The 23,474-nt window shown below is 59.4% G+C and carries 17 protein-coding genes; 9 read left to right on the top strand and 8 right to left on the bottom strand.

The window, feature by feature from the left end:
* Nucleotides 1-303: 303 nt before the first annotated feature.
* The 4 genes from Enr13x_RS39230 (at nucleotide 304) to Enr13x_RS33910 (ending at nucleotide 9,170) form a co-directional block, all read left to right on the top strand.
* Nucleotides 304-468, top strand: coding sequence for an ECF-type sigma factor (locus Enr13x_RS39230; protein WP_231743943.1), 165 nt, complete (start codon nucleotides 304-306; stop codon nucleotides 466-468).
* A 34-nt stretch (nucleotides 469-502) separates the two neighbouring features.
* On the top strand, nucleotides 503-3,037 hold the full coding sequence (locus Enr13x_RS33920) for a serine/threonine-protein kinase (RefSeq protein ID WP_145391335.1): 2,535 nt from the start codon (nucleotides 503-505) through the stop codon (nucleotides 3,035-3,037).
* A gap of 233 nt (nucleotides 3,038-3,270) precedes the next feature.
* Nucleotides 3,271-8,580, top strand: a complete 5,310-nt coding sequence (locus Enr13x_RS33915; protein WP_145391334.1) for a serine/threonine protein kinase — start codon at nucleotides 3,271-3,273, stop codon at nucleotides 8,578-8,580.
* Nucleotides 8,577-9,170: a sigma-70 family RNA polymerase sigma factor gene (locus Enr13x_RS33910; protein WP_145391333.1), complete on the top strand. Its 594-nt coding sequence runs from the start codon at nucleotides 8,577-8,579 to the stop codon at nucleotides 9,168-9,170. The genes Enr13x_RS33915 and Enr13x_RS33910 overlap by 4 nt, the downstream gene beginning before the upstream one ends.
* Nucleotides 9,171-9,314: 144 nt before the next feature.
* On the opposite strand, the gene hflC is transcribed toward Enr13x_RS33910, so the two are convergent.
* The 3 genes from hflC to Enr13x_RS33895 all read right to left on the bottom strand — a co-directional run bounded on the left by hflC (nucleotide 9,315) and on the right by Enr13x_RS33895 (nucleotide 11,894).
* Nucleotides 9,315-10,277 carry a protease modulator HflC gene (hflC, locus tag Enr13x_RS33905; protein ID WP_145391332.1) on the bottom strand — a complete coding sequence of 321 codons (963 nt, stop codon included), beginning with the start codon at nucleotides 10,275-10,277 and terminating at the stop codon, nucleotides 9,315-9,317.
* On the bottom strand, nucleotides 10,274-11,257 hold the full coding sequence (hflK, locus tag Enr13x_RS33900; RefSeq protein WP_145391331.1) for an FtsH protease activity modulator HflK: 984 nt from the start codon (nucleotides 11,255-11,257) through the stop codon (nucleotides 10,274-10,276). The genes hflC and hflK overlap by 4 nt, the downstream gene beginning before the upstream one ends.
* Before the next feature lie 226 nt (nucleotides 11,258-11,483).
* Complete coding sequence (locus tag Enr13x_RS33895; protein WP_145391330.1) at nucleotides 11,484-11,894, bottom strand: hypothetical protein; 411 nt, start codon at nucleotides 11,892-11,894, stop codon at nucleotides 11,484-11,486.
* A 101-nt stretch (nucleotides 11,895-11,995) separates the two neighbouring features.
* Here Enr13x_RS33895 and Enr13x_RS33890 point away from each other — a divergent pair, with 101 nt between their 5' ends.
* Nucleotides 11,996-12,676, top strand: coding sequence for a DUF2306 domain-containing protein (locus Enr13x_RS33890; protein ID WP_145391329.1), 681 nt, complete (start codon nucleotides 11,996-11,998; stop codon nucleotides 12,674-12,676).
* Here the strand turns inward: Enr13x_RS33890 and Enr13x_RS33885 are convergent.
* The 4 genes from Enr13x_RS33885 to Enr13x_RS33870 all read right to left on the bottom strand — a co-directional run bounded on the left by Enr13x_RS33885 (nucleotide 12,614) and on the right by Enr13x_RS33870 (nucleotide 17,761).
* Complete coding sequence (locus tag Enr13x_RS33885; RefSeq protein ID WP_145391328.1) at nucleotides 12,614-14,857, bottom strand: peptidylprolyl isomerase; 2,244 nt, start codon at nucleotides 14,855-14,857, stop codon at nucleotides 12,614-12,616. The two genes, Enr13x_RS33890 and Enr13x_RS33885, sit on opposite strands and share 63 nt — an antisense overlap.
* Before the next feature lie 224 nt (nucleotides 14,858-15,081).
* Nucleotides 15,082-15,624, bottom strand: coding sequence for a DUF3299 domain-containing protein (locus Enr13x_RS33880; protein WP_145391327.1), 543 nt, complete (start codon nucleotides 15,622-15,624; stop codon nucleotides 15,082-15,084).
* Nucleotides 15,625-15,650: 26 nt separating this feature from the next.
* A complete protein-coding gene (locus Enr13x_RS33875) occupies nucleotides 15,651-16,325 on the bottom strand; it encodes a DUF3299 domain-containing protein (protein ID WP_145391326.1) in 675 nt (224 codons plus the stop codon).
* Nucleotides 16,326-16,384: 59 nt separating this feature from the next.
* Entirely contained in the window at nucleotides 16,385-17,761 is a 1,377-nt protein-coding gene (locus Enr13x_RS33870; protein ID WP_197455555.1) for a hypothetical protein, read from the bottom strand.
* A gap of 493 nt (nucleotides 17,762-18,254) precedes the next feature.
* On the opposite strand from Enr13x_RS33870, the gene Enr13x_RS33865 reads away from it, so the two are divergent.
* The 4 genes from Enr13x_RS33865 (at nucleotide 18,255) to Enr13x_RS33850 (ending at nucleotide 21,671) form a co-directional block, all read left to right on the top strand.
* Entirely contained in the window at nucleotides 18,255-18,578 is a 324-nt protein-coding gene (locus tag Enr13x_RS33865) for a calmodulin-binding protein (RefSeq protein ID WP_145391325.1), read from the top strand.
* Nucleotides 18,579-18,767: 189 nt separating this feature from the next.
* On the top strand, nucleotides 18,768-20,168 hold the full coding sequence (locus Enr13x_RS33860) for a helix-turn-helix domain-containing protein (protein ID WP_197455554.1): 1,401 nt from the start codon (nucleotides 18,768-18,770) through the stop codon (nucleotides 20,166-20,168).
* The gene (locus Enr13x_RS33855; RefSeq protein ID WP_145391323.1) at nucleotides 20,165-20,641 is read left to right on the top strand and encodes a hypothetical protein; all 477 of its coding nucleotides are present in this window, start codon (nucleotides 20,165-20,167) and stop codon (nucleotides 20,639-20,641) included. The genes Enr13x_RS33860 and Enr13x_RS33855 overlap by 4 nt, the downstream gene beginning before the upstream one ends.
* Before the next feature lie 157 nt (nucleotides 20,642-20,798).
* Complete coding sequence (locus Enr13x_RS33850) at nucleotides 20,799-21,671, top strand: OmpA/MotB family protein (RefSeq protein WP_145391322.1); 873 nt, start codon at nucleotides 20,799-20,801, stop codon at nucleotides 21,669-21,671.
* A gap of 80 nt (nucleotides 21,672-21,751) precedes the next feature.
* Here the strand turns inward: Enr13x_RS33850 and Enr13x_RS33845 are convergent, their stop codons facing one another.
* Entirely contained in the window at nucleotides 21,752-23,431 is a 1,680-nt protein-coding gene (locus Enr13x_RS33845) for a hypothetical protein (protein ID WP_145391321.1), read from the bottom strand.
* Between the last annotated feature and the right edge of the window lie 43 nt (nucleotides 23,432-23,474).

Below are 23,474 nucleotides of genomic sequence, written 5' to 3'. Positions count from 1 at the left end.
TCCGTCTGCTGCCAACCGCCTGCAATGCCCGCCAACATAATCGACCGCTCGATCTTGCACCGCCGCATCACCCAGCCTGGGTGGTATGGTGACGCTCGTGGGAATCCCGTTGATCAGCCCTTGGGATCTGCGAGGGATGACCGAGATCGCACGCGAAATCACTTCAGCAGGGAGCTTCACTTTCCGACCAGGGGATCTGGTCAGTGAATACCGGCGTGGTCTGGCGTCGTACCCCTTAAACAATTCTGTGTCGCCGGTTTTATTTTTCTTCTACAATCGTGTGGAATCACTGGACGTGCACTTTTGATCAGTGACCAGCTCGACGATTCCGTGCTGCAAACCGTCGCGTTGCTGCGGCTGGAAGGAGACAGCGTCGACGAGATCGCGCAGCGTCTCGGATGTGCCAAGCGGTCGGTCGAGCGGCGATTGAATCTGATCCGAACGATCTGGCAGTCCGACGAGCAATGATCAGCCGGATCAAACATCATCATCACGGCGAAGCATGAGCCCCGATTCACCTCTCGACGACGTTGAAGCACTTCGCGCGATCGAAGACGTCTGCACGCGATTCGAAAATGCCGATCCGAGCGAGCGCGACATTGAAGTGTTCTGTCAAGGATTTTCCGGCGAGCAGCGAACCGCATTGCTGCGTGAATTGATCGGATTGGATATGGAATTGCGGCGCCGCGCGGGCCAATCGTGTCAACTGTCCGACTACACGGGATTCACAGAGCTGAACCGGTCGCTCTTGGAGGCCGTTCCGTCGACGTTTTTGAACACAAACTTTCAGAACTTGGTCGACGACTCAGCGAAACCCACCTCGCCGCGCTATCAGGTCGGCGAGTTGATCGGCAGTGGCGGGATCGGCGACGTCTACCGAGTCGATGACACCTTTGGCCAACGCCCCCTGGCGCTCAAAACGCTCAAACGCCAATTCCAAGCACACCAATCAGCAATCGATCGCTTTCATCGCGAAGGCCTGCTGACCGGAACGTTGCAGCACCCCGGCATTCCACCGGTCTATGATCACGGGACGCTCGAAGATGGCACGCCCTTCTTCTCGATGAAATTGGTCGAGGGTCAAACGTTGCAGCAAATCCTAAAATCGCGACAAGCACAGCGCGACGACTTGGGGGACTTGATCGGGATCTTCGAAAACGTCTCGCAGACGATCGCGTATGCCCATTCGCAAGGCGTCATTCACCGGGATTTGAAACCGCACAACATCATGGTCGGCCGATTCGGTGAAATTCAGGTCATGGACTGGGGATTGGCAAAACGGTTGGGCGGCGATTCCGAATCGGATCAAGACGTTGCGACCGAGCCGACACGCAGCGCTGTCGAGACGGATCGATCGGCGGTCACGCAAGACCCGTCATCTGGCGAGACACCGCACGGCAGCGATTTGACCACGGCGGGTGATATTGTCGGGACGCCGGGCTACATGGCGCCCGAGCAAGCGCGCGGCGATGTCGATTGCATCGATGCCCGCGTCGATGTGTTTGGCCTGGGAGCGATCCTGTTTCAAATACTCACCGGTCAAACGCTTTTTCAGGGCGTCTCACGTGACGAAACCATCGAGCGAACCCGTCGTGGTGAATTGGTCGACGCGATGCGTCATCTCGACCAACTGCGAGGGGACGACACCCTGATTCTCCTTTGTCGTCGCTGTTTGAATCCCGACCCGGCCGGCCGGCCTGTCGATGCGGCGGAGGTCGCAGGGGTCACGCAAGACTATCTCGCGGGCTTGCAGCACCGAATACGCCAAGCGGAAATCGAACGCTCTCGTTCGGAAGTTCGCATGATCGAATCACGCAAACGGCAGCGATGGATCGTCGGATTGACCGGTGCGTTGGCGGCCGTCGCGATCTTGTCGTCGGTTATCGTCAGCGATCAGTGGATCAAAGCAAAGCGGGCTGCCGCAGCCGAATCGATGGCGCGTGACATCGCGGAACAGGAAGCGGAGGCGACGACGGAGGTCAACGAGTTTCTCGACGAAATTCTGACCTCAAGTTTACCAGAGCGTCTCGGCCACGACGTGACGCTGCGAGAAGTGATCGATCATGCCCTGCCGGTACTGGATGGCAAGTTTACCGGCCGGCCGCATGTCGAAGGATCCATCCGCAGAACACTAGGGGAATCCTATCGTTGGCTTGGCGAGCCCGACATCGCAGAACGGCAATATCGACTCGCATTGGCGGCATTTGAAGATGCCAACTCCTACAACGAACTCGAAGTCCTGGAGACCAAAGACCGGCTTGCCGGCGTGTTGCGTTCACGCGGCGACGAGGGCGACTTCGCAGAATCAAAACGATTGAGAACCGAAGTGCTCACGCGGACGCGAGAACTGCTCGGTGAATCTCACGAACGAACGATCGCCGCGATGAACAACTTGGGCACGGTGCTGATCGAGATGAACGAACTTGACCAAGCCGCCGAACTGTTTCGAGCCGCCTTGCGTCAAATCGATGCCTCACCCCATCCGGAACAATACTCCCGACCGGCGTTGTTGGTGAATCTGGCGGACGTCGATCGAATGAAAGGCCAGTGGGATTCCGCCGAAGCTATCTACCTGGACGTGCTCGGCGACCCACAAGCTTCCACGTACGAAAGCGACCTCGCGATGATTCAGTTGGGACAAATGTTCCAATCGGCCGAGCGATACGACGCGTCGCTTCACTATCTGCGTCAGTCGTTCGAAGTCCGCGAACAATATTACGGACCGCGGCATCCGCTGACCTTGTCGGCGATGCGAAAAATGTCGCGTGTGATGGACGAAGCGGAGCGATACGACGAGTTGTTGGAGTTGCTCGGCGAAAGTCTGGATCGACACGCCCAAGAGTATTTGCCGGCGGCGGGACCCATCTGCGAGGCGCGATCCCTGATGGCCAAGGCCCTGATCGGTCTGGGACGTGTTGAGGAGGCTGAGCAATATCTCGAAGAAACCATCGAACTGATCAGCAGCGAGCGCGGCGCCAAACACAAGTACGCTCTGGCCGCAAAAAAACAACTCGACGCACTGCGGACAGCAGACTAGCAAGCAGTACCAAGGCGTTCGGTCGAAGGCAGACAAGAAAATTGTTGACAAGAAAATGATTGATCGTGCCAAAATCGGGCCCGGAACATTTTCCTGTCACCCATTTTCCTGTCTATTTTTCTGCCCCCCATCTTTCTGCCAACTGCCCTCTGCAAAATCGACCGTTGCGCCACCCCCGGGATCGTCTCTTCGCTACAAGGACCTGCACTTTCAAGTACGATTCGACGATTGAAATGACCGACACGCCACGCCAGACGAATAACCACCCCGGATCGACGATCGACGCCGAAATCGCTGATCTGCTGGATCAATACCTCAGAGAGCGCGAGCAGGGTCGGGCCGTCGATCGCGACCAATGGCTCCGCGAGCACCCCGAATACGCCGAGCGATTGGCCGAGTGCCTACGCGCGGCGGAGTTGTTCGGCGGTGCGGAAACCGGCGGATTTGATCTGCCGGCCGAGCCCGTGCTTCCCGAGTCGATCGGTGATTTCGAAATTCTCTCCGAACTCGGCCGCGGCGGCATGGGCGTCGTCTACGAAGCCCGCGAAAAATCGCTCGATCGAATCGTCGCCCTCAAGGTGATGCGGTTCGGGATCGTCGACCCCCAGGCGCTCGACCGGTTCCGTCGCGAAGCCGAAACGGCGGGCGCGCTCCATCACACCAATATCGTTCCGGTTTACGCGACCGGACGCGAAGGCGACACGAGTTGGTATGCGATGCAGCGGATCGACGGCGAGAGTCTGGCCGCGCGGATCGGACGCTTCCGACGAGAGCAGACGCCGCCGCCACTCGATGCGATTCTCGACGTCGGAATCCAAGCCGCCGATGCCCTCTGCCACGCGCATGAGCGTGACGTGGTCCATCGTGATGTCAAACCGGCCAACTTGATTTTGGATCAGGAAGACCGCGTATGGTTGACGGATTTCGGTTTGGCCCGGCGACTGGTCGATGCCGGCGCGACGGTCACCGGCGCGATCCTGGGCACGCCGCGGTACATGAGTCCCGAGCAAGCGGACCTGCGTTCCACCGACGTGGATCATCGCAGCGACATCTATTCTCTCGGCGCGACGCTGTACGAGATGGCGACCACGCGGCCGCCGTTTGAAGGCGACGATCCGTTGTCGTTGATCACCAAGATCCGGAATGAAGACCCACCCGCCTTGCGCACCCTTCGCTCCGATCTGCCTCGCGATTTGGAGGTCGTCCTGCACAAGACGATGGAGAAAGACGCATGCCGCCGCTATCAATCCGCCGCACAGTTTGCGGACGACTTGCGTGCCGTTCGTGACGATCATCCGATCCACGCCCGCCCGCTTTCGACCTTGGAAAAAGCGGCACGTTGGACTCGCAAACATCAATCGCGTGTCCGAGTCGTCGCCGCCGCGATGGCGGTCACGGCGGTGTTGATTGCCGCACTACTGTCTGGAATCGATCAGTGGCGTGAACGTCAACTGGGATCGTTTCGCGTTCGCGCCGGCGGTGGACCCTACGAAGCGACCATCGTTCCGGTCGGTGAATCGGCCTTGTCGGATGCGACAATGGAAGTGACGCTTCCGATGCAAAACCATCGACAGCGAATCGCCGGTGACTATGACATGATGGTTGCACCGACGGGCCGATGGAGTCAGACGCTACGGTTGCCGATCACCCGAGGCATGCCCAGCGAGTATCGAATCACGAGCCGGCCTGACCCGTCCAAGCAGATTTCGATCAACGATGCAGCGGTCGTGACCGTCTCCGATGAATCGACTCCGGCGATCCTGTGGCGACGCGACGGCGTGCTGAAACGCGTGACATGGGACGCCGACCGACAGTGGGAACTCGACGTCCATTCCATCGACACCACGCTGACCGATCTCGATGGATCAAACGCAGACGAAACCGAGACAATCCCCGTCAATTTTGCCGACACACAACCGCCCGCAAATTTTGATCCCGGGCATCGTCACATCGACGACCAACCGCTGTTGACGCAAGGCGTTGCTGCACTGCGCACTCCGATCGACCTGGACGGCGATCAACGAACCGACACGCTGGTCGTCGCAACGGATCAACAAGCCTTGTTGGCGGTCGATCATCGCGGAAACATCTTGTGGTCGCGGTCCTACGCCTTTGCCAACCTGCCCAGCAAATCGACGTTGCCGAATCCGTACAACCCTCGCGCCAGACTCCGATTCCCGGGCATCTTCGATCTGCAGGATGTCGGCGATCGAGACGACGACGGAATCAGCGACCTGTTCGTCATGTTCGTGCACTATCGAATCGCTGTTCAGACGGATGTCTGCTTGGCCGTCGTCAGTGGAAAAACCGGTGCTGTGATCCGGCGGCATCATCAAGTGGTGAAGACACCCGCCAACGGATTCTGGCCGGCCGACGCCATTTTTCATCCCGACAAACACCAGTATCGATCGTTCAGCGGTCTGTCGTTCAGCGCGGACTCGGCGTTTCGCGCGGGGCATCGTCAGTTAGGTGATTTTTTTACCAGGCATACACGCAATGGAACCCCGATACGCGTCCCGGTCCCCAGCCCGCCCCAAGTCCTGCGTCACGACGACTCGCTGCACGTCGTCCTGTTGATCGGAGACCAATGTCATCTCATCGATTGGGATCAAACACCCGCGTCCGCGGTGACGATCACGTTGCCATTCATGCCCGCCCGAGCGCCCCGAATTGCCAACCCGCGCGGTGATGCAAGATTGATCTTTCACGATCACCAAGAATCTCGGAATAAGACGGCTCGATTCAGCGGCACGGAGATCTCCGCCTATGACTTAAGTGGCGTGCAGCAATGGAGTCGGCAAATGGATCATGTCCAGTGGCGGAATTCGATCGACCGCAACCACGCCGATTGGCCCTACGTCACCGACATCAATGGCGACGGAGCGGACGAACTCATCGTGCCCCGCAGCGGATACCGCAACGGCGTCGATTTGGGTGTGCAATTGTTAGACGCCGCGACGGGCATGCCGATTTGGACGGACCCGACGCCCTACACGGCGTTGCGATCCGTTGACGATGGCCTGTGCCGAATCACCGTGACCGATGACATCAATGATGACGGGTGCAGTGACATCGCCACGGCCGTCATCGCGGCAGAGGGATCAAGGCAAGCAGCGGCAGACCTTCCCGATCCAACGGCTTACGTTTACGTCGATTGGATCTCGGGAAAATCAGGCAAGGTCTTGGGCTGGGCAAGGCATCGGATTCCTGTGTTCGGCGACCAAATTCGCGTCGCCCAGATCGACGCGATTCGTAGCGGATTTCCCGAGACGCCATCGGGTACGATCGAAATTGATTTTGTCACCGGTGACCGCAGCTTGGACGTGATGCTGGAGTCAACGGTCATTCGTTTTCACCCCAGCCGTCCGACGCCCGTCGCCATCGCCGCGGGGCTGGATGTCTGTCCCAGTCCCACCGATTCGACGTCACCGGTGCGCGTCTACCGCCGCCGCGGTGGTCCCTTCGGCGTCGGTGAAGATCACCTGGTCCTGTTGCGGTCCCAGTCGTCGCCGCTGATCCGTTTGGGCGAGACCACCTTGCTGGCATCGTGGGCCGGTGCATCGGGCCGACCCCTGATTGCCGCGTCTGGGTTTCAGCCGACCCGCACCAGCGTCATCGATGCCGTCTCTGGTCAGACGGTATGGAACAGCGATCGCGCCGACGGCGGCACCTGGATACCCATCAAACATCATGACGGACGCGTTGATTTTCTGGTTCAGGATCAAACCGGAAACGAATCGCCGTCGCGACTAGTCGATGGGGAAACGGGCGCTGAATTATGCCGCTTGCAGGACGACGTGGGGGGCCGAGTCATCCTGGTGGAGTCGCTTGATGATAGAAAATCAATTCTGATCGTTGGCGATGGCCGACTCGCCCGCCGCACACCGGCTGGCGTGCTGGTGCAACCGGTCAATGCGTTTCAAATGTCGCTGATCAGTCGAACGACCGGCGAGATCCGTTGGTCGCACCCCTTTCTGTTCGGAGCGTCCCGCATCAACACTCCCACCGGTTACGACCATCTCAAGTTTGCGGACGTCAACGGCGACGGCGTGCAGGACATTGTCGGTCCCCACTCGCACGACGACCAACTGTTTCTCGCCGCCTGGGATGGTTCCAACGGCGAGATGCTTTGGGAACGTTCGGTCTATCAGCGACCGACTCGAAGCGATTATTGGATTCCGTTTGCATTGGTTGCCATCGATGGCCAAACACACGTCGTTTACTTGGGCGCCACATCCGCAGAGAACACGTTGCGAAAATTGGTGCTCTGTGGGCCCGACGGTAAACTCGTTGACTCGATCGAGCCGGAGAACGCGGAGTCCCTCGTTTTCGTTGATGGTGCCTACGCGAGCCGTTACCTGGCCATCGCCGATGCGACGAGTTCGGACGGCGCCCCGATGCTCGCCCTGAGCCGCGAAGCGAACGGGAAAGCGAGCTGTCAGATCTTCGACCTGAGCGGCAAGCAATTCCAAAGCATTCGGCAGTTCAACGAAACGGCGGAGAATTTTTATGTGGTCGGCATGTGGTTTTTTGACATCGACAATGACGGCGTCAAAGAACGCGTCGTGATGGACCGTGTCACTCCGCCGCAGGACGAATCGACACCCACGTCTGATCGCCGCCCGTCACTTGTCATCCGCTGCTACCCGATGCTGCAGGCTGATCCGCGATGCCGGATCACCATTCCCGATGCCAACGGCATCCAACGGGTCTACTGGAAATGGGATCACAATGTGCCGATCAGTTGGCTGCATCTCGACCAAAACCGTCTCGTCGCGATCGATTGGTCGCGACAGCAGATTTTGACCGAAACGAGTAGCGATCCAGAATCACCCTCAAACGTACCGCTCGTTTGCCGGTACGATGAGACGCACACTCGAATGGTTTCTCCAACGCTCGATGGGATCGCATTTCAAGACCTCCATTTCACAGCACCTCACGAAGCCGTCGTGGTGACGACGCATCGAGAATTTGATCCGCGTCGCATGCGGCCCTTGTTCGCTTCGATCGGAGGGGACATCACGCTGGGGCAATGGGGGCTTAATCTGCTTCGCGGCGGGCTCGCGTTGGGTATCTTGTTGATCCTGCCGCTTTGGTATCTAAAACGGACGCTGGCAGAACGACGCTGGAGTCTCGCGTGGTTGTTGTTGGCGCCGTTGCTGGTCGGCATTTGGATGGTGATCTGGCAAAGTCCATGGTTGCGCGAGCCCAACCTATTGATCAATCTATTAAACGGCGTCACCGCTTGGATGTGCGGCGTGGCATTGTTGATCGCATTGCGCGACAAACAAGACGGCCGGGGAGATTCGATCCGCTTGATGCTTTCGGTCGGTACGCCCGTCGTCTTCTTGGCCCTTGTCGTGTTTGCCTATCTGCTGCGTCCCGACCCGCAAAATTTGCGTCATACCGTCGACGTCGCAGGAATTGCTCGTGTCGCGTTGTTTAGCTTTGCCGTCGTGGTACAAATCTATTGGATCTTGCGAATTCTGGCTTCGGCAGTGCACCGGATCGGTAGACTGCTGGGGAGGCAAGCGGCGACGTGAAAGGCGGCGACGAACCGGCATCACAAAGCGAAGACTCATTGCGAGCGACTTGGTCGATCGGACCGCTGCGGCCGTGGCTGAAAATGCTCGCCGAACGCCAGTTGTCGCCCGCACTTCGCGGTCGCATCGACCCGTCGGATGTCGTTCAACAAACGTTGGTCGACGCCTGGCGCGGACATGAAGGGTTTCGTGGCACGACGCAAGCCGAACGGTTGGCTTGGTTGCGCACGATCCTGAAACGCACGCTGATGCGTTACGACCGCGATCAATTGCGTACGATCAAACGTGGGCAGGGACGCGAACAACAATTGCAAGCCGCCTTGGACCGTGACAGCATTCGGATCGAACAGCTGGCGATTGACCGGGAACCGAATCCGCGCTCGCGCGCCGACCGGGCGGAGCAAACATTGCAATTGGCCGCGGCTCTTGATCGACTGCCCAACGACTATCGCGAGGTGTTGACGCTGCGGCACATCGACGGTCTGTCCCACGATCAGATCGCCCAGCGGATCGGACGCTCAAACGCCGCGACACGGATGCTGTGGATCCGGGCGCTGGAGAAACTGAAAGCGGTTTATGGTGAGTGTTGAGAACGGGGAGAACGAGAAGAGGGTCAAAAAATTGGGTGGTCAAAAAATGAAGATGGTGCCACGGTGGGGACTTACCCGGTACTTCGAATTTTTTGACCAGCCCATTTTTTGACCAGCCAATCTTTTGCCCCACATGCCGCGGGGCTACTCGTTGACGTCGATCCGTTTCAGGAATTTAAAGATGTCGCTGTCGGTGCTCAGGATCAACGTGCTGTCCTCGTCGAGCATCTCCTGATAGGTCTCCATCGTTTTGATGAAGGCGTAGAACTCGATCGATTCGGGGCTTTGGTTGTAGGACTTGGCATAGATTTCCGTGGCCTCGGCGTCGGCGGCGCCTTGGATTTCTTGGACTTCCTTGTAGGCCTGGGATTCGATTTCCAGCAAGTCTTTCTCCTTGCGGCCCATGATTTTGGCTGCCTCGCCGGCGCCCTCGCTGCGGAAGCGTTCGGCGATTTGCTGCCGTTCGCTGATCATCCGTGAATAGATTCGGTCTCTGACGCTCTCGTTGTAGTTGATGCGTTTGAAACGAACATCCAACAGTTCGATCCCCAAGTCGGTGACCTTGCTGGCCGCTTGCTGAAAAATTTCTTCCTCGATTTTCGCCCGCCCCTTGTTGATCGGATATAGGATTCCGATGTTGCCGGGCGCGTCGGCGATGGTCTCGTCGCGGACCGGCTGGCGGTCTTTGGTGGTCCGGACCAACTCGATCAATTCGTGCTTGGCGATCGCATTGCGGGTTTCACTGCCCAGGATGTCGTCCAATCGCGATTGGGCGCTGCGTTCGTCTCTGAGACGCAGGAAGAACTGTTTGGCATCATTGATCCGCCAGCGGCCGAAGGTGTCGACGACGATGTACGTCTTGTCCTTGGTGGGCATTTCATTGGGGCGGCCGTCCCATTCCAGGATGCGTTTTTCGACACGCGTGACTTCCTGGATGAGCGGCAGTTTGAAGTGCAAACCGGCATCGCTGATCGGATCACCGACCGGTTTGCCGAACTGGGTGATGATGACCTGTTCGGTTTCGCTGACCGTGTAGGCGGCACTGTAGGCGACCAGTCCGACCAGGATCACGATGGCGGCGACCGCGGGGAATGTCAGACGTTTCATTTGGATCTCCGTGCTGCTTGCGGTGCCAGATTCAACAGCGGCAGGATCTGGTTGGCCTGGTCGTCCAAGATGATTTTCTGCCCCAGCGTCGGGACGACTTGCCGCATGGTTTCGATGTAAATGCGTTGCTTGGTCACTTCGGGTGCTTTGGCGTATTCGGCGAACACGGCGTTGAATCGCGAGACATCGCCCTGGGCTTCGTTGACCCGTTTGAGCGCGTAACCTTCGGCGGCTTGCGTCTTCTGATTCGCTTCCCCGCGTGCCCGTGGGACTTCTTTGTTGTATTCACCGTTGGCGACATTGATCATCTGCTCACGTTCCTGTTGTGCTTGATTGACCTCGTTGAAGGACGGTTGAACGGGCATCGGTGGATTAACGTTTTTCAACTGCACCTGGTCGATGCTCAGTCCCAGTTCGTATTTGTCGACCAATTCCTGCAGATGCAGCAACGCTTCGACCTCGATTTCTTGGCGGCCGATCGTGATCACTTCGTCGACCGTCCGATCTCCGACGACGGTCCGCATCACCGATTCGGAGATGTCACGAAGCGTTTGACCGGGATTGCGAACTTCGAACAGGAACAGTTTTGGGTCCCGGACGCGGTACTGAATCACCCATTCGACCGTGGCGATGTTGAGATCGCCGGTGACCATCGTGCGTTCTTCTTTTTGTTCGTCGGAATACTGTGACGCATCGGTCGCCCCGGGCGTGCCGAAACCGTATTCCTGTTTCAATTGACGCTTGACCCGAACGAAGGAAACCTCGTCGATGCCGAAGGGAAATTTAAATCTCAACCCGGGATCGACCGTTTTGACGTAGCGTCCGAACCGCAAGACAACGCCCTGCGATTCCGCCTGAACGGTGTAGACGCTTGTGAACAGCAGCGCAAGCAGCAGGATTCCGGGGATCAGCCAAGCCACATAGGGCTGAAGCCGCTCGAGATCAGACCAGTCGGGGCCGCGTGGATTCGAATTGCTCATGAATCGATGGAGTCATTTGAAAGGAGTCACGTTCCGCGGATTCTGATCCATGCCTCCCGCCGTCATCAGCAAGAACCAAGGGTCACCGCTCAAAAGGGTAGGTCTCAGCCGCCATCTGGTAAGGCTCTCAATCCCAAAAAAATCGCGATCTTTCTCAATCAAATCCGACTCGCGCCGTCATCGTCGGGGGCGAAGCGCGATGCGGACGGCGGCCGAGGGATGACGGCTATGGGACCACCATCACGCCGGAATCGGCCTGCGGGCCAGCCACGGGGCCCTCCACCGGTTGCATTACCGTGATGTCCTCGACGCTTTCGACGTCTTCCACCGGGACGCGGTTCATCCCAAAGTCTTCGACGTACTGAGGGATTGGCTTCACCGGTCCGCGGTTCTTGTTAAAATCGCGGACGGGCGTGAACAACAGGATTCCACCGACAATGACAAACCCCGCGGTGGCCGTAACGGTGATCCAAAGCAGTGGTGATCGCACTGCACCGGTCACGCCGGCTCCATCGCTGACGTTGGCCGGTGTGCGGTAGGGTTGGGCCTCTGAGAGGGATGGCTCGCCGGATTCGGGCCTGCCAAGATCGGGCTCGTGTGGCGACGAACCCGCCGAGGGCTGATTGTGATCTGACATTTTATTGTCCTCTCATCTTGAACCTGAACCAGCGGACGATCGAAACCAAGCTTCGATTATAGGGCGGCCGTCTCCTGAATCTCTGCCGATTGTATCGCGTGATGAATTCTTTTTACATTTCGCCCGCCTCGATCACGCCCACGCGTGTGGCAAAGTGCGTGGCGATCGGGTTCGTGTTTTGGATCGGCTTTCTGATCCTGAGTCCGTTTCCGCACTATTTGCCGCCGGATTTCGAATACGGGTTTTTGAGCAACAAGGCCGACTACTTCTATCGCTCGGGCTACTTCATCGGTTTCTACTTGCATATCGCCGGCGCCCCGATCGGATTGTTCGTCGGTGGGTTGCAGATGAGTCGAACGGTTCGAGAGCGGTATCCATGGGTTCATCGGTTCGCAGGCACGGTGTACGTCACCGCCGTGTTGGTTGCGGCTGCTCCGGGCGGCTTCATCATGTCGATGAAAGCATTCGGCGGATGGTCGACCACACTCTGTTTCGGATTGCTCGCGGTGGCGACCTGGTGGTCGACGTTGATCGGTTGGCGAGCGGGCCGGCGGTTCGATTTTTTAAGGCACCGGAACTGGATGCTGCGGAGCTATGTGTTGTTGCTCTCCGCCGTCGTGCTGCGGCTGGGGCATTTTGCGCTTCGGACGCTCCAGCTAACGCCGGAGTTGACTTATCAGATCGCCGCTTGGGTCAGTTGGGTGATCCCGCTGATCGCGTTAGAGTTGGCTCTTGGCATCTACGGTCAGCCAACGCTGCGACGCGGAGACCGTGGCGTGTAACGGTTCAAGGACGTCGTCGTCATCATCATCGGTCAGATAGTCGGTGATGACGCAATCGATCAACTCCATCGAGCGGTTCCGAACGAGGACCGGGGGTTCGGTTGGAATCACGGCTGTTTGCTGTCGCGCCAGATCGTTCAAGACGTACAGTGCATCCCGTGGCGTGATTCTGCCGTCGCCGTTGGTATCCAAAAACGGCGTTTCTGAACGGCCCGGCTCGCCTTCGGCAGATTGACGCCGGGCAATTGCATTGACGATCGCCAGCACGTCGCGCGGCGTGGTCTGGCCGTCGGCATTTGCATCGGTCGGCTGAAAGAGGTTGGTCAGCGTCTCGGTTGAGAAGAACTGGGGACCGTTTGTGGATTGAAACGAAAACAGCCGGTCGATGCGTTGTGGATCAAACAGAATGGCGTAGAGCCCGCCGGCACGCAGCGACGCCGTGGTCACTCCTTCGTCATGCCGGCCGATCGCAAAATGCTCGCCATTGAGCACGGCCACGGTCTCGTCGAGCGACACTGTTCCGATCGGATGAAGGGAAAGCAGGGTGTCTTCGACGGCGCGAAAGATGACCGCGGTGTACTGGTTGCTTGCCGGAATCGTGTGCAAGCGATCCGTCGGATCGATCGTGATGAAGTTGATCGGGGTCGAGGGTTGGAATGCTTGTTCAAAGTTCAACGTGATACGTTGGCTATCGCGATCGTCGCGCGAGTTCCCGAGCACACCTGATCCCGGTCGAACCATCACCACGATGTCAACGGTGCCACTGTATCCATGGCGTGGCATGACGGTTAAACGCCCGTCATCATTGATCGTTGCGGTGGCGTTCCTGCTGCCCCCGATCACTTCTGCGGAATAATTCACCGCATCGCCTTCGATATCGGTGCTGGTGATCTGGAGCGTTGCGGCTTGGTTGTTGGGGTAAGATTCCGCGACGGCGATGGGATTCAAAAAAGGCTGGCTGTTGTGGTTGTCTTGCGACACCTGCACCGCAAAGGTTACGCTAAATGTGGCTCCCAATTGGTTGGTCACCGTCACCGTCACGTTGGTCCGGCCGGTCGCGTTGCCGGTCGGTTTCAGCATCACGACCGAATTCTCGTCGTCGGTGAACACTTCGACGGTCTCGATCGTGATGTCGCTGGTCGGACGATCGGTGGGATTGACGGCGTGTTCACTGATCGCCTCTCGAACCGCTTCCCCTTCGACCAGTTGACCAAACACGCTGTAGTTGAAGTCCAAGAATCGCAGCGGGCCTTCGGTGACAAAAAATTGACTGTTGTTGGTGTCGTCGCTCGCCTTGGCAAACGACAGCACACCCGTGCGATTGTGCTGAAGTTCGGGATGATAATCGTCATCAAAGTCGGCCAACGTCGAACCGCCGTTTCCGATACCGGTCGGATCACCCGCTTGAATCACAAAGTCGTCAACCACACGGTGAAAATCGATTCCGTCGTAGAACCCCGATTCTGCCAATTCAATGATCCGACCCGACGCCACCGGTGCCCGCTGTTCAAATAACTCGAAAACCAGATCGCCATACGTTTCCAGGTCGATCCGGATCGAACGGTTGCCGGCGATCACTTGTGCATCAAGCAGATCGGGGTCGGCGACTGAAATGGTCACCGTCAGCGGACCCCCGTCGGGATCATAGGCATCGATGGGAACATGAAGCGGCGAGCCGATCGACACGGTCTGGTCACCGATCGTCTCGAACACCGGTCCGCCGGCAGTGGGAATCGGCACGCCGCTTCGCCGGCTGAGTTCGGCCAACGGCTGAATTCCGATGGCCCGAGAACCGTCCGGAAATTCCCACGTCGGATAGGCCGTGATGGCTTGATCAATTCCCGCTTGCGAAATCGATCGATCGGGATTCGTCATTTCAACAAACGGCAATTCGTTTGCGCCGTCTTCAAACAGTTCGGCCTGCAGCGTGCACGCCGGACACCAGGCCGCACTGTACAGCACCACGCCCGCTGACGCTAAATCCTTGGCGAACTGAACCAGATTCTGCTCCATGACGGCATCCCCCGTCGTGCGTGGCGCGTGTGCCACGTCAGCGGCGGAATGTTCGCGTTCGGAGATCGGCTGTGCCGCCAGCAACCGTCGCCCCTCAAGTTGCTCGACACGCAAACGACGGTGCCGAAACCGACTGTGTTCGGTGGACGGTGGCAGGGTGTATTGCATGCCAGGGGAGGATCGATCCGAGGAAAGGAAACGCGGGCAAGCGCCTCAGCATAATCAGCGGGTGGGGCGTTTGGGGACGTTTCAATGTCCCGCGATCGTCGCCGCACAAGCGTTCGGGACGGGGTGTCCCAGGGTGCTTGGCCAGATGGATCGAGAAAGCGCACGCAGAAAACGTGTGATTCCGGGCGGTTGTTGAGAATTTCCGCGGAAACCGAGGGCAAGTGCTATTTGACCTTCACGCCTTCGATTCGGAAGACGGCCATGTGGGTCGCGCCGCGGGGGCCTTTGCCGCCGGGGTACTTGTAGGTTTCCGAGTCGAGCACGAACTTGCCTTCGACCGTCACGGGGCGGGTCGCAAAGTCGGCGGTGTTGCCGTCGACCATGTTCACGAAGACACAGTCGTAAAGTGCCGCGCCGGGGCCGAAACAGCATTCTTTGTTGTCGCGGACGAGTACGAACTGCTTGAAGCCACGGTCTTGATAGGTGCTGGCGGGCAAGATGTAGCCGCGGAGTTTCACGTTCTTGCCGTTGATGGTTTTCAGGCGTTCGGTCCACATCGATTCGTCGAACGCGCCGTCTTTTTCGATGTCGAACTTCAAGTCGTCGAAATTGATTTCGCCTTTGGCCAACTGGGACGCGGAACTGAGTCGGATTTCGACCTTGGGCCGCGTTTCGGGATCTTCGGCCGAAGCCCCGTTCAAACTGACTGTCAGCGCGCAGACCACCACCATCAGCAATGAAAATCGGAATCGTGGAAGGTGGTGCATTTCGCTCGCTCGGTGGTTGGTGTCGCCTAATTCACTTTGTTCCCTTTTAACCGGTAGAACACTGCGTTGTCAAAATCGGTTTGTTTTCGGGGCACTTGATTGAGCGTGAATTTGCCGGCCAGTTTACGCCGCGTCATGCCGCCCTCGATCGTTTGGCCGCCGGTCAGCGTGACTTCGACCATCTCGCTGCTCTTGGGCTGGCCGCCGAAGCAGCAGGTCCCCAGGTCGCCGACCAGGACAAATTGACGCAGCATTCCGCCGCCGCTGGACGGATGAATGTAGCCCTTGATGAAGACGTCCTTGCCGTCGATTTCGAACGCAGTTTGCGTCGGTCGGTCGGGTTCGGCGTCGAATTTCAGTTTGTAGAACGGGACGCGAATGTGCCCCGGCGGGACTTCGGTCAGGTAGACGTAGGTGTGCATGCCGATGCCGCCGACCAACAACAAGGCGTTGGCTGCGACGGCAAATTTCGCCAGCCCCAGCCCGCTGAACTCATTGGGATAGCGTCGAATCGACCGAATCGAGATCAGCGAGAACACGACACCGAGCATCGCCAAGGTGAGCAACGGCTCGAACGGCGGAATCAGTCCCAACAGCGCGACGACGAACAACAGGATCGCTGCGATCGCGCTGCGGCTGAGCGCCCGATAGGGAAAGTCCACCTCATCGGCGGACGACGACATTTGGAGTTCAGTAGCCATCGATGGTTTGTGGCAGAGTGGTGGGGGATCGTCGACGGCGCTCACGCAAGCGGCGATGCTTACGCCACTTTGACCCCAGTGGCGGGGCCGCCGGTCAACACCAGAAACAGTGCCAAGACGATGGACGCCAAGGCGACCGTGATTACGTACCCCAGGTCCCAAGGGTTCGTTTTCTGTGCCAGGAGGGTTCGATTGCCGAGTTCGTTGGCGGTGACGTCGGTCGCCGCCAGAGAGACCGGAGCCGCAGCGGATGGGGCCGTCGCGATCGGGACGACGGCGGCATAGCGTGCTCCGCGTTGGGGCGTTTCAAGGGCCGGGCCGGATTGCGAAGTCGCCTCTTCGGCCGGCTTGGCGCGAACCGGGACCGGGATCGGGAAAAACGTCTTCGCCCGGCGGACCGCTTCGGGGTCAATTTTTTCGAGCTCCTCGATCGCCGCTTCGGCTTCGGGCAGGGGGCAGGCACGCATGTAATTGATGACGGGCACGCGGAGCCAGTTTTTGTCCTTTTCCGCTTCCTTGAACAACGTCGTCAACCGCTCGATCTGGCTCCAGTCCTTCCATTTGGCCAAGTCCGGAATCACCATGTCGGCCAGTTCGCCCCGGTCGAGGATCTTGTGCAGCGATTCAACCAGCGCGCTGCGGGGGATCACGTCGCCTTCGGTGCCATGAAAGCGAATCGCCATGATCGCAGCGTAGCTTTGGGGGAAGGGGGCTTTGTGGTTCGCGATGAACAGCTCATCGATCAGCGGCAATCCCGCCTCGCCGGCCAAGGTCAAGTAGCAGGCGATCAACGCGTCCAGGCCGCCGGTGACACTCTTGGCGGGGTTGCGGAGCATCGCTTCGAGCATCGGTAGGTCCTGCTTGCCGCCGCAGACGCCCAACATGGTGAAGTACAGACGTTTTCGGTCGGCACCGATTTCAGGCTGTTGGACCCACTCGATCAACTGGTCATGATCCATGTCGGGACCGATCTGTTGAATCACGTCGTAGGGTGCCGACGCAAATTCGTCATAGGCATCGCGTGAAATCAACGCCTCTTCGTCTTCCAGGTAGTCGCGGAAAAAGCGCAACCGTGCGACGTCGTCATCTTTTACCTGGCTGGCTTTGACGATGTAGGCTTCGGCCCGCTCGCTGACCGGCAGACAGGACCATTGCAAGTTGGGCGGGTCGACACCGGAAAGCAGGAATCGGCGTCCGACCTCGACTTTGCCGTAATAGATCGCGTCCACTTCCTGACCGACTTTGACATGTTCGGATCCCTTGATCACCTTCTCGATCCGCATCTTCACCACGCCGGTGGTCAGATTCCGCGTCAGCTCGCCATCGAGACTCGATGCGATCACGACGGCGTCCATGGTCAGCGATTGCTGGCGGATGGTCTGCTGGACGGACTCGCAAAACGGACAGGCCGCCGCGGCGGACCACGGCAAAATCACTATCAAGCCCAGCAGAAACGCGGCAAGGGCCGCCGGCCTCGCGATCGGGAAGGTTTTTGAAATCGTCAAAGTTTGACAGCATGACAGCAGGTTCGACCGGAGGCTCCGCCGTGACGGGTCTGACGGGAGTGGGCCTGACTGGAGTGGCTGAAGCAGTCGTGGGGAGGGACGCATTCGAGTCTGGTGGGGTTGGAGTGGAGCAATGCGGCGCGGCTGATAAGCCAATGCTTGCCGTTCAATAATAGGTGCTAAACGCCCCCGGTGAGAAGGCACAAATCGTTTCTCCTGGAAATCCCGGCACGATCGACTCAACCCATCCAGCTGTTTTTGCCGATACGACCGAAGATCCGGGCTATCCGCCCAGGAGCCGATGATCCAAAACACCCGTAAGTTTCGGCGTCGGCGGACACTTTTGAAACGACCAATGAACCGAGCCGATTGGCGACGCAGTTTTCATCGCGTCCCAGACCGGCCGACAAGGGGGAGAGCAGGAATGCTTCGTCAGTTGATCATCGCCGCCGTTCTGGTGGCATCGGCCTTCACTTTGGCCGGCGACGCGTCGGCCGACCAACGCGCGTTCGGCCAAGCCTGGGGCGGCAGCGCGAGCACACGCGATTGGAACCGATTCTACCACTATCCCTACGTCTATTACCCCCAGAATTTCTGGGGTCAGGAATACTATCGTAGTGCGGATAGCATGTACCACCGTTATCCGCCGGAGATGCGAATCCCGGTCTACAACAAAAAGTGGCACAACTACTACCCCAGCAGCCGCCGGTACCACTCCGGTCACCACTTCATCTTGGACGTGTTTTAGGGGCGGCAGCAGCGCGCTGGGCAGGCGTGCATGCCAACGGGTCGAGAAGCGTAGGGCATGCTGTGCATGCCACGGAGCCGTCAGGCACAGCCTGACCGACGCCAATACTCAAAAACCGCGAGCGATCGGTTGGAAGACGCACGAACCGCGTCACCGACAAATGTGGCGGTTTCCGCTACCATCAGTGTCATGGCCAACAGCACCAAGATTCGTCCGCTCGGTCGTTTAATCGACAAAGCGAACTCGCCGTTCTGGGTGATCGGCCCCGACGGGTGTCTGGTGTATCTCTCCGCGGCGGTCGGCGATTGGTTGACCGTCGAACCGGAATCGCTGATCGGGCGTCGTTGCTTGGCCGGCACCAGCATCACCGATGATCCGCTCGATTTCCTGGCCGCGTCACTGGCGGCGCCCCCGGGAATCTTGAAATACGGAACGGCGTCACTGCTGATCCAACCCACGTTTCCCGGTGCCAAGTCGCGCCGCATCGCGGCGCTGGACACGCGATTCGTTCGGCTCGGCCGAGACGATGAAGCCATCACGTTGGCCGTCGCGGGCAGCTTCCACGATCACGTGGCCGACCCGGTCATCGATGCCGCGGTCGTGTTGCGACGACAGCTCGACAGCTGGCGCCGTCGCCATGAATCGATCGCCCAGGGCGTTTTCGTCGGCAACTCGCGCCTGGCCCAGCGGATCGGCAAACAAATTCGTCTGGCCGGTTCGGTCCGCAGCGACGTGCTGATCCTCTCCCCGCCGGGTTGCTTCGCCGAATCCATCGCAGCCTCGGTGCACCAACATTCAGCAGCGGGTGAGCCGCTCGCCACGATCGACGGGCCGCTGATGGACGCCGAGTTGCTCGATGCCAGCCTGGCCGCGGTGATCGTCCACCTGGCGGATTCGGATACCTCAACGGCGACCGCGATCCTCAAGGGAATCGACCAGACGCCGCTGGAGGCTCAGCTCCGCCTGGTCGAACATCTGCGTGAGTCGAAACATCGATTGCGGTTGATCGCCATCGCCGGCGACCGCGCCGAAATCTCAACGACGGCCGACACCGAACCCCATCCCGAACTCGACGTGTTTCTGGAAGAATCGCTGCCGGTGGGGATCATGCCGCCGCTTGCCGACCATCTCTGTGGGCTGGCGATTCGTCTCAATCCACTCGCCGATCGAATCGCCGATCTGCCGTTGATCGCGACCGCCATGCTGGATCGACGGCGGGCCGGTGGAGACGGTCTGGCGGATCGCTTCGCCCGCGCCGCGCTCGATGCCATGGTGATCTACCCATGGCCCGATAACTTTCGCGAACTCGACCAAGCCGTTCGCCATGCGATGCGAAGCTGTCCCGGCCAAGTGATCGGACTGGAACACTTGCCGCTGGCGATTCGGTCGTACCGTCCCAACGAATCCGTGCCGAAACCGCAGCAAACGATTGATCTGGATCAGGTCGTCGCCCGGTTTGAGTCGGACTTGATCCGCGAGGCGTTGGAAGCCAGCGACGGCAACCGCGCCGAAGCGGCACGAAAATTGAACATCTCGCGTGCCCGTTTGCTCCGCAAGCTGGAATCGATCGATGATGGAGACTCGCCGTGAATCGTTTCGTGGCCGTCGCGCCGACCGGTCAGGCGATCCCGTTTTGGGTCTGCGAATCGGGCCGCCGCTGGAGCGACGCGGCCAAGCGATTCGTCGGCCCGTTTCAGCACGACGCCGACACGGAGGCGTGCGGTCAGGCTGTGGGATCGGGCCGGCCGACGTTCCACGTTCAGGTCTTCGAAGCCGCCAAAATTCGAGCACTACTGGCGGGCCAATCGGACCTCGTCCTGCTCTGGGAACTGTCCGCCGAGAACACGTCCGCGGTCGCCTTGCACATTGCCCAGATCGGCGCCTCGCGACCCGATGTGATGCAATGGGCCGCGATCGATGACGTTTCCCCACATCAATCCGCCAGCCTGTCGCTGCGGATCCGGGAACTCGGCGTGTCGGCCGTGCTGCACCAGCCCCAAGATCTGGCGCTGCTGGCGCGTCTCGTTCGCCGACGCTTTTCAACGCCGATGCAAACGCGTTGAAGCTGCGTCCGTTTCTACGACGTCCGAACGTGTAGGCGAGATTTAAAAAAATCGCGAATTCGGCTCATGAACCCGATTGATCTTGCCGCAGCCCGACCAGACCCCTATCTGTAGGGCACGATGGGCGGCGCGGATGCCGCCCGGAACCCCAATCAGGATGTTTCGAGCGGTGCTGGATCGGATCAACGGACGTCTTCTCAGTGGCTTGTGTATCGCAGCGGCGGTACTCGGGATCGCTGGTTGCAACCAGAACCCGTACCTGGCGGGGCCGGCGACCTATCCCCCGCCGACCAGTTCGTTCGGACCGACGGTCTCGCAGCAGGGCGTCAACCCGAACGACTCGCGGATGGCCGAACTCAATCGGCGGGTGCAACTGCTCGATGACAACAATCGCCAACTGCACACGCAACTGGCCCAGAGCGAACAGCAGGCTCAGGTGTATCGCGAGGAATTGAACCTCGTCCGCAAACAGCTCGCCGACACCAACCAACGGCTCGAAACCGCGTCGATCGCCGCCCGCGAAGCTGAGAACAAAGTCCGTGGATTCCAAGCTTCGACTCAAATGCGGGGCGGGGCTTCGATCCAGCCCAACACCAACCTCAGCCGGCTCGCCTCGCAGCTCAATCTCGGCGGGCTACCCGTTCAACAAGACGGAGACCGGATTCGAATCGCGATCCCCAGCGACCAGTTGTTCGCTCCGGGCACGGCACAGCTGATTCAGCAATCGGCGCAAGTGCTCGACCCCGTCGCCGCACAACTGCGAAGCCTGTTCCCGCGTCAACGGATCGGGATCGAAGGCTACACCGACAACGTTCCGGCAACGGCCGGTGGCTCGGCCGCCAGCCATCAACTCGCCTCGGCACAAGCCTCCGCGGTCTTGGACATGCTGACACGACGCGCCGGCATGCCGCTGGGACAATTCTTCATCGTCGCCCAAGGTGCCAATCGTCCCCTGCAACCCAATGCCTCGGCGGCAGGCCGAGCGGCCAACCGACGCATCGAACTGGTGATCTACCCGGAAACGTTTTAAGAAGTTTCAAGTTTCAAGTTCCAAGTTCGTTCAACCTGAAACCTGAAACCTGAAACTTGAAACTTGACTCTTGACTCACCCTACTCCGGCGGCAGATCGGCTGAAATGTCGAAGCGGCGCCAGCACCAAGCCGTCACTAGGATGGCGCTGACGGCCAACAGCCAGGTGCCGGCGACGGCGCCGAAGACGTAGACGGGGACCGAGATCGGATCGCTAAAGATCGATTTGCAGACCGACACCCAAACGAGCAGCGCCCCGACGGCGGCGGCGATCAATGTCGCCTTGCCGAGAAACATCACGTTGGCCCTGACGACCATTCCGAAACCCTGTGCGTTTTCGTGGTGCGGGTAGGCCAGAAACAGCGCGTTTTCGGTCGCAAACGTGAACACGGCCAGCGCCGAAAGCATGCCGCCCCAGCCGATGATCTGGGGCCAGCCCGGGCCGGCGACCGTTGCTGCGATCCCCAATGTCGTCCACTGGAATCCGACCGTGATCACGATCGGCAACGTCAACTGGCCGAGCACCGCATGGATCGGCCGCAGCGGTAACGATCGCAACAATAACATTCGCTTCAAGTCGCGTCGAAAGTCCAATCGCAGTGCCGGCGGTGCCAGCAACATCGTACTGAGCGCGATCCCGGCAACGACAAATGCCCATTGGTTCCCGACACGCCCGGTCAACAGCGGTGAAAGACAGAGCAGCGTCGGGACCAGGAAACTGAACAGAATGGTTCCGTAGTAGCGGCGGATCGAGAGTGCTTGTCGCCAGACCAGTGCCACCGATTCGCCCATCCGCCGCGGCAAAATGGCTTCGATGCGATCGGCCAACGTCTCGTCGGATCGCGCTCCGGCCGTGTCGGCGTCGCGGCTGGCCGGTGAATGGAAATCCCCCGAACGCAAACGTGCCTGTTCGCGAGCCAGCGTGGATCTTTCCGCCCAGCCATCGACACGCACCAGGGCCAGGATGGCGAACGGCACCAGCATCACCGACGCCAGCATTTGGACCGCCGTGTGAGTGGTGATGTCGATCGTGGTTGCCAACAAGGCGGCCGGACGCCAACCGATCGCCAGCCACTGAACCGCGTCGCAGGATGCGATTCGCCCGATCGCGCGAAAACTGTTCAGCACATAGACACCCGGCAAGGAACCGCCGGGCGTGATCGCGGCCAGTTGGCCAAAGAACTGAATGATGGCCGCCAGCGCGATCGCCGACAACGCGATCCGCGCCCCGATGAGATGACGTCGCGAAAGCCCACTGACGAAACGCTGCCAAATCATCCGCACCGTTTCCAGCAGGACCAGAGCGGCGAAGACACCGGTCGCCAACAGACCGGCGTGGCGGACATCCGGTGCCAGGGCGACGACCAAAAAGAACGTTTTGAGCAGCGCCGAAAAGAAGACCGTGTTGACTTTGTAGGCCGCCACCGTGGAACGCTTCAGCGGCGCGCCGCCGAGCCACAGATTCTCCGCCGCGGTGTATTCCATATCGACCTGCTTGTCGGTCCAGACACATCGCACCGCGTGATAAATCAGGTACAGCACCATGCCGCCGGAGAGCCACAGTCGCAACGATTCCGGATCCGCGGTGCGCCGCGACGCCAGGATCAAGAAGCCGTTCAACACGTAGGCACACAGAAAGATCACGGCGATCGCCGAAGCCACGATGCGGCGCGGAGAACGCATGCGATTGGCCGCACGTCGAAGCCGGAACAGACTGCGTCGCAACGTCAGCCAGATCAGATGGTTGTGGGGGGACGACATGAAACAGGGGTTGGTCTAGCAGAAAAGAATGTGGGATAGGCTT

The organism is Stieleria neptunia (assembly GCF_007754155.1).
In the GTDB taxonomy this organism is placed as follows: Bacteria; Planctomycetota; Planctomycetia; order Pirellulales; family Pirellulaceae; genus Stieleria; species Stieleria neptunia.
This window is presented reverse-complemented; position numbering and strand designations above follow the sequence as displayed.

Excerpts from the sequence above, each read along its gene's own strand:
- Enr13x_RS33920 (WP_145391335.1), top strand. The coding sequence starts at position 503 with ATGAGCCCCGATTCACCTCTCGACGACGTTGAAGCACTTCGCGCGATC.
- Enr13x_RS33915 (WP_145391334.1), top strand. The coding sequence starts at position 3,271 with ATGACCGACACGCCACGCCAGACGAATAACCACCCCGGATCGACGATC.
- hflC (WP_145391332.1), bottom strand. The coding sequence starts at position 10,277 with ATGAAACGTCTGACATTCCCCGCGGTCGCCGCCATCGTGATCCTGGTC.
- hflK (WP_145391331.1), bottom strand. The coding sequence starts at position 11,257 with ATGAGCAATTCGAATCCACGCGGCCCCGACTGGTCTGATCTCGAGCGG.
- Enr13x_RS33895 (WP_145391330.1), bottom strand. The coding sequence starts at position 11,894 with ATGTCAGATCACAATCAGCCCTCGGCGGGTTCGTCGCCACACGAGCCC.
- Enr13x_RS33890 (WP_145391329.1), top strand. The coding sequence starts at position 11,996 with ATGAATTCTTTTTACATTTCGCCCGCCTCGATCACGCCCACGCGTGTG.
- Enr13x_RS33885 (WP_145391328.1), bottom strand. The coding sequence starts at position 14,857 with ATGCAATACACCCTGCCACCGTCCACCGAACACAGTCGGTTTCGGCAC.
- Enr13x_RS33880 (WP_145391327.1), bottom strand. The coding sequence starts at position 15,624 with ATGCACCACCTTCCACGATTCCGATTTTCATTGCTGATGGTGGTGGTC.
- Enr13x_RS33875 (WP_145391326.1), bottom strand. The coding sequence starts at position 16,325 with ATGGCTACTGAACTCCAAATGTCGTCGTCCGCCGATGAGGTGGACTTT.
- Enr13x_RS33865 (WP_145391325.1), top strand. The coding sequence starts at position 18,255 with ATGCTTCGTCAGTTGATCATCGCCGCCGTTCTGGTGGCATCGGCCTTC.
- Enr13x_RS33860 (WP_197455554.1), top strand. The coding sequence starts at position 18,768 with ATGGCCAACAGCACCAAGATTCGTCCGCTCGGTCGTTTAATCGACAAA.
- Enr13x_RS33850 (WP_145391322.1), top strand. The coding sequence starts at position 20,799 with ATGTTTCGAGCGGTGCTGGATCGGATCAACGGACGTCTTCTCAGTGGC.
- Enr13x_RS33845 (WP_145391321.1), bottom strand. The coding sequence starts at position 23,431 with ATGTCGTCCCCCCACAACCATCTGATCTGGCTGACGTTGCGACGCAGT.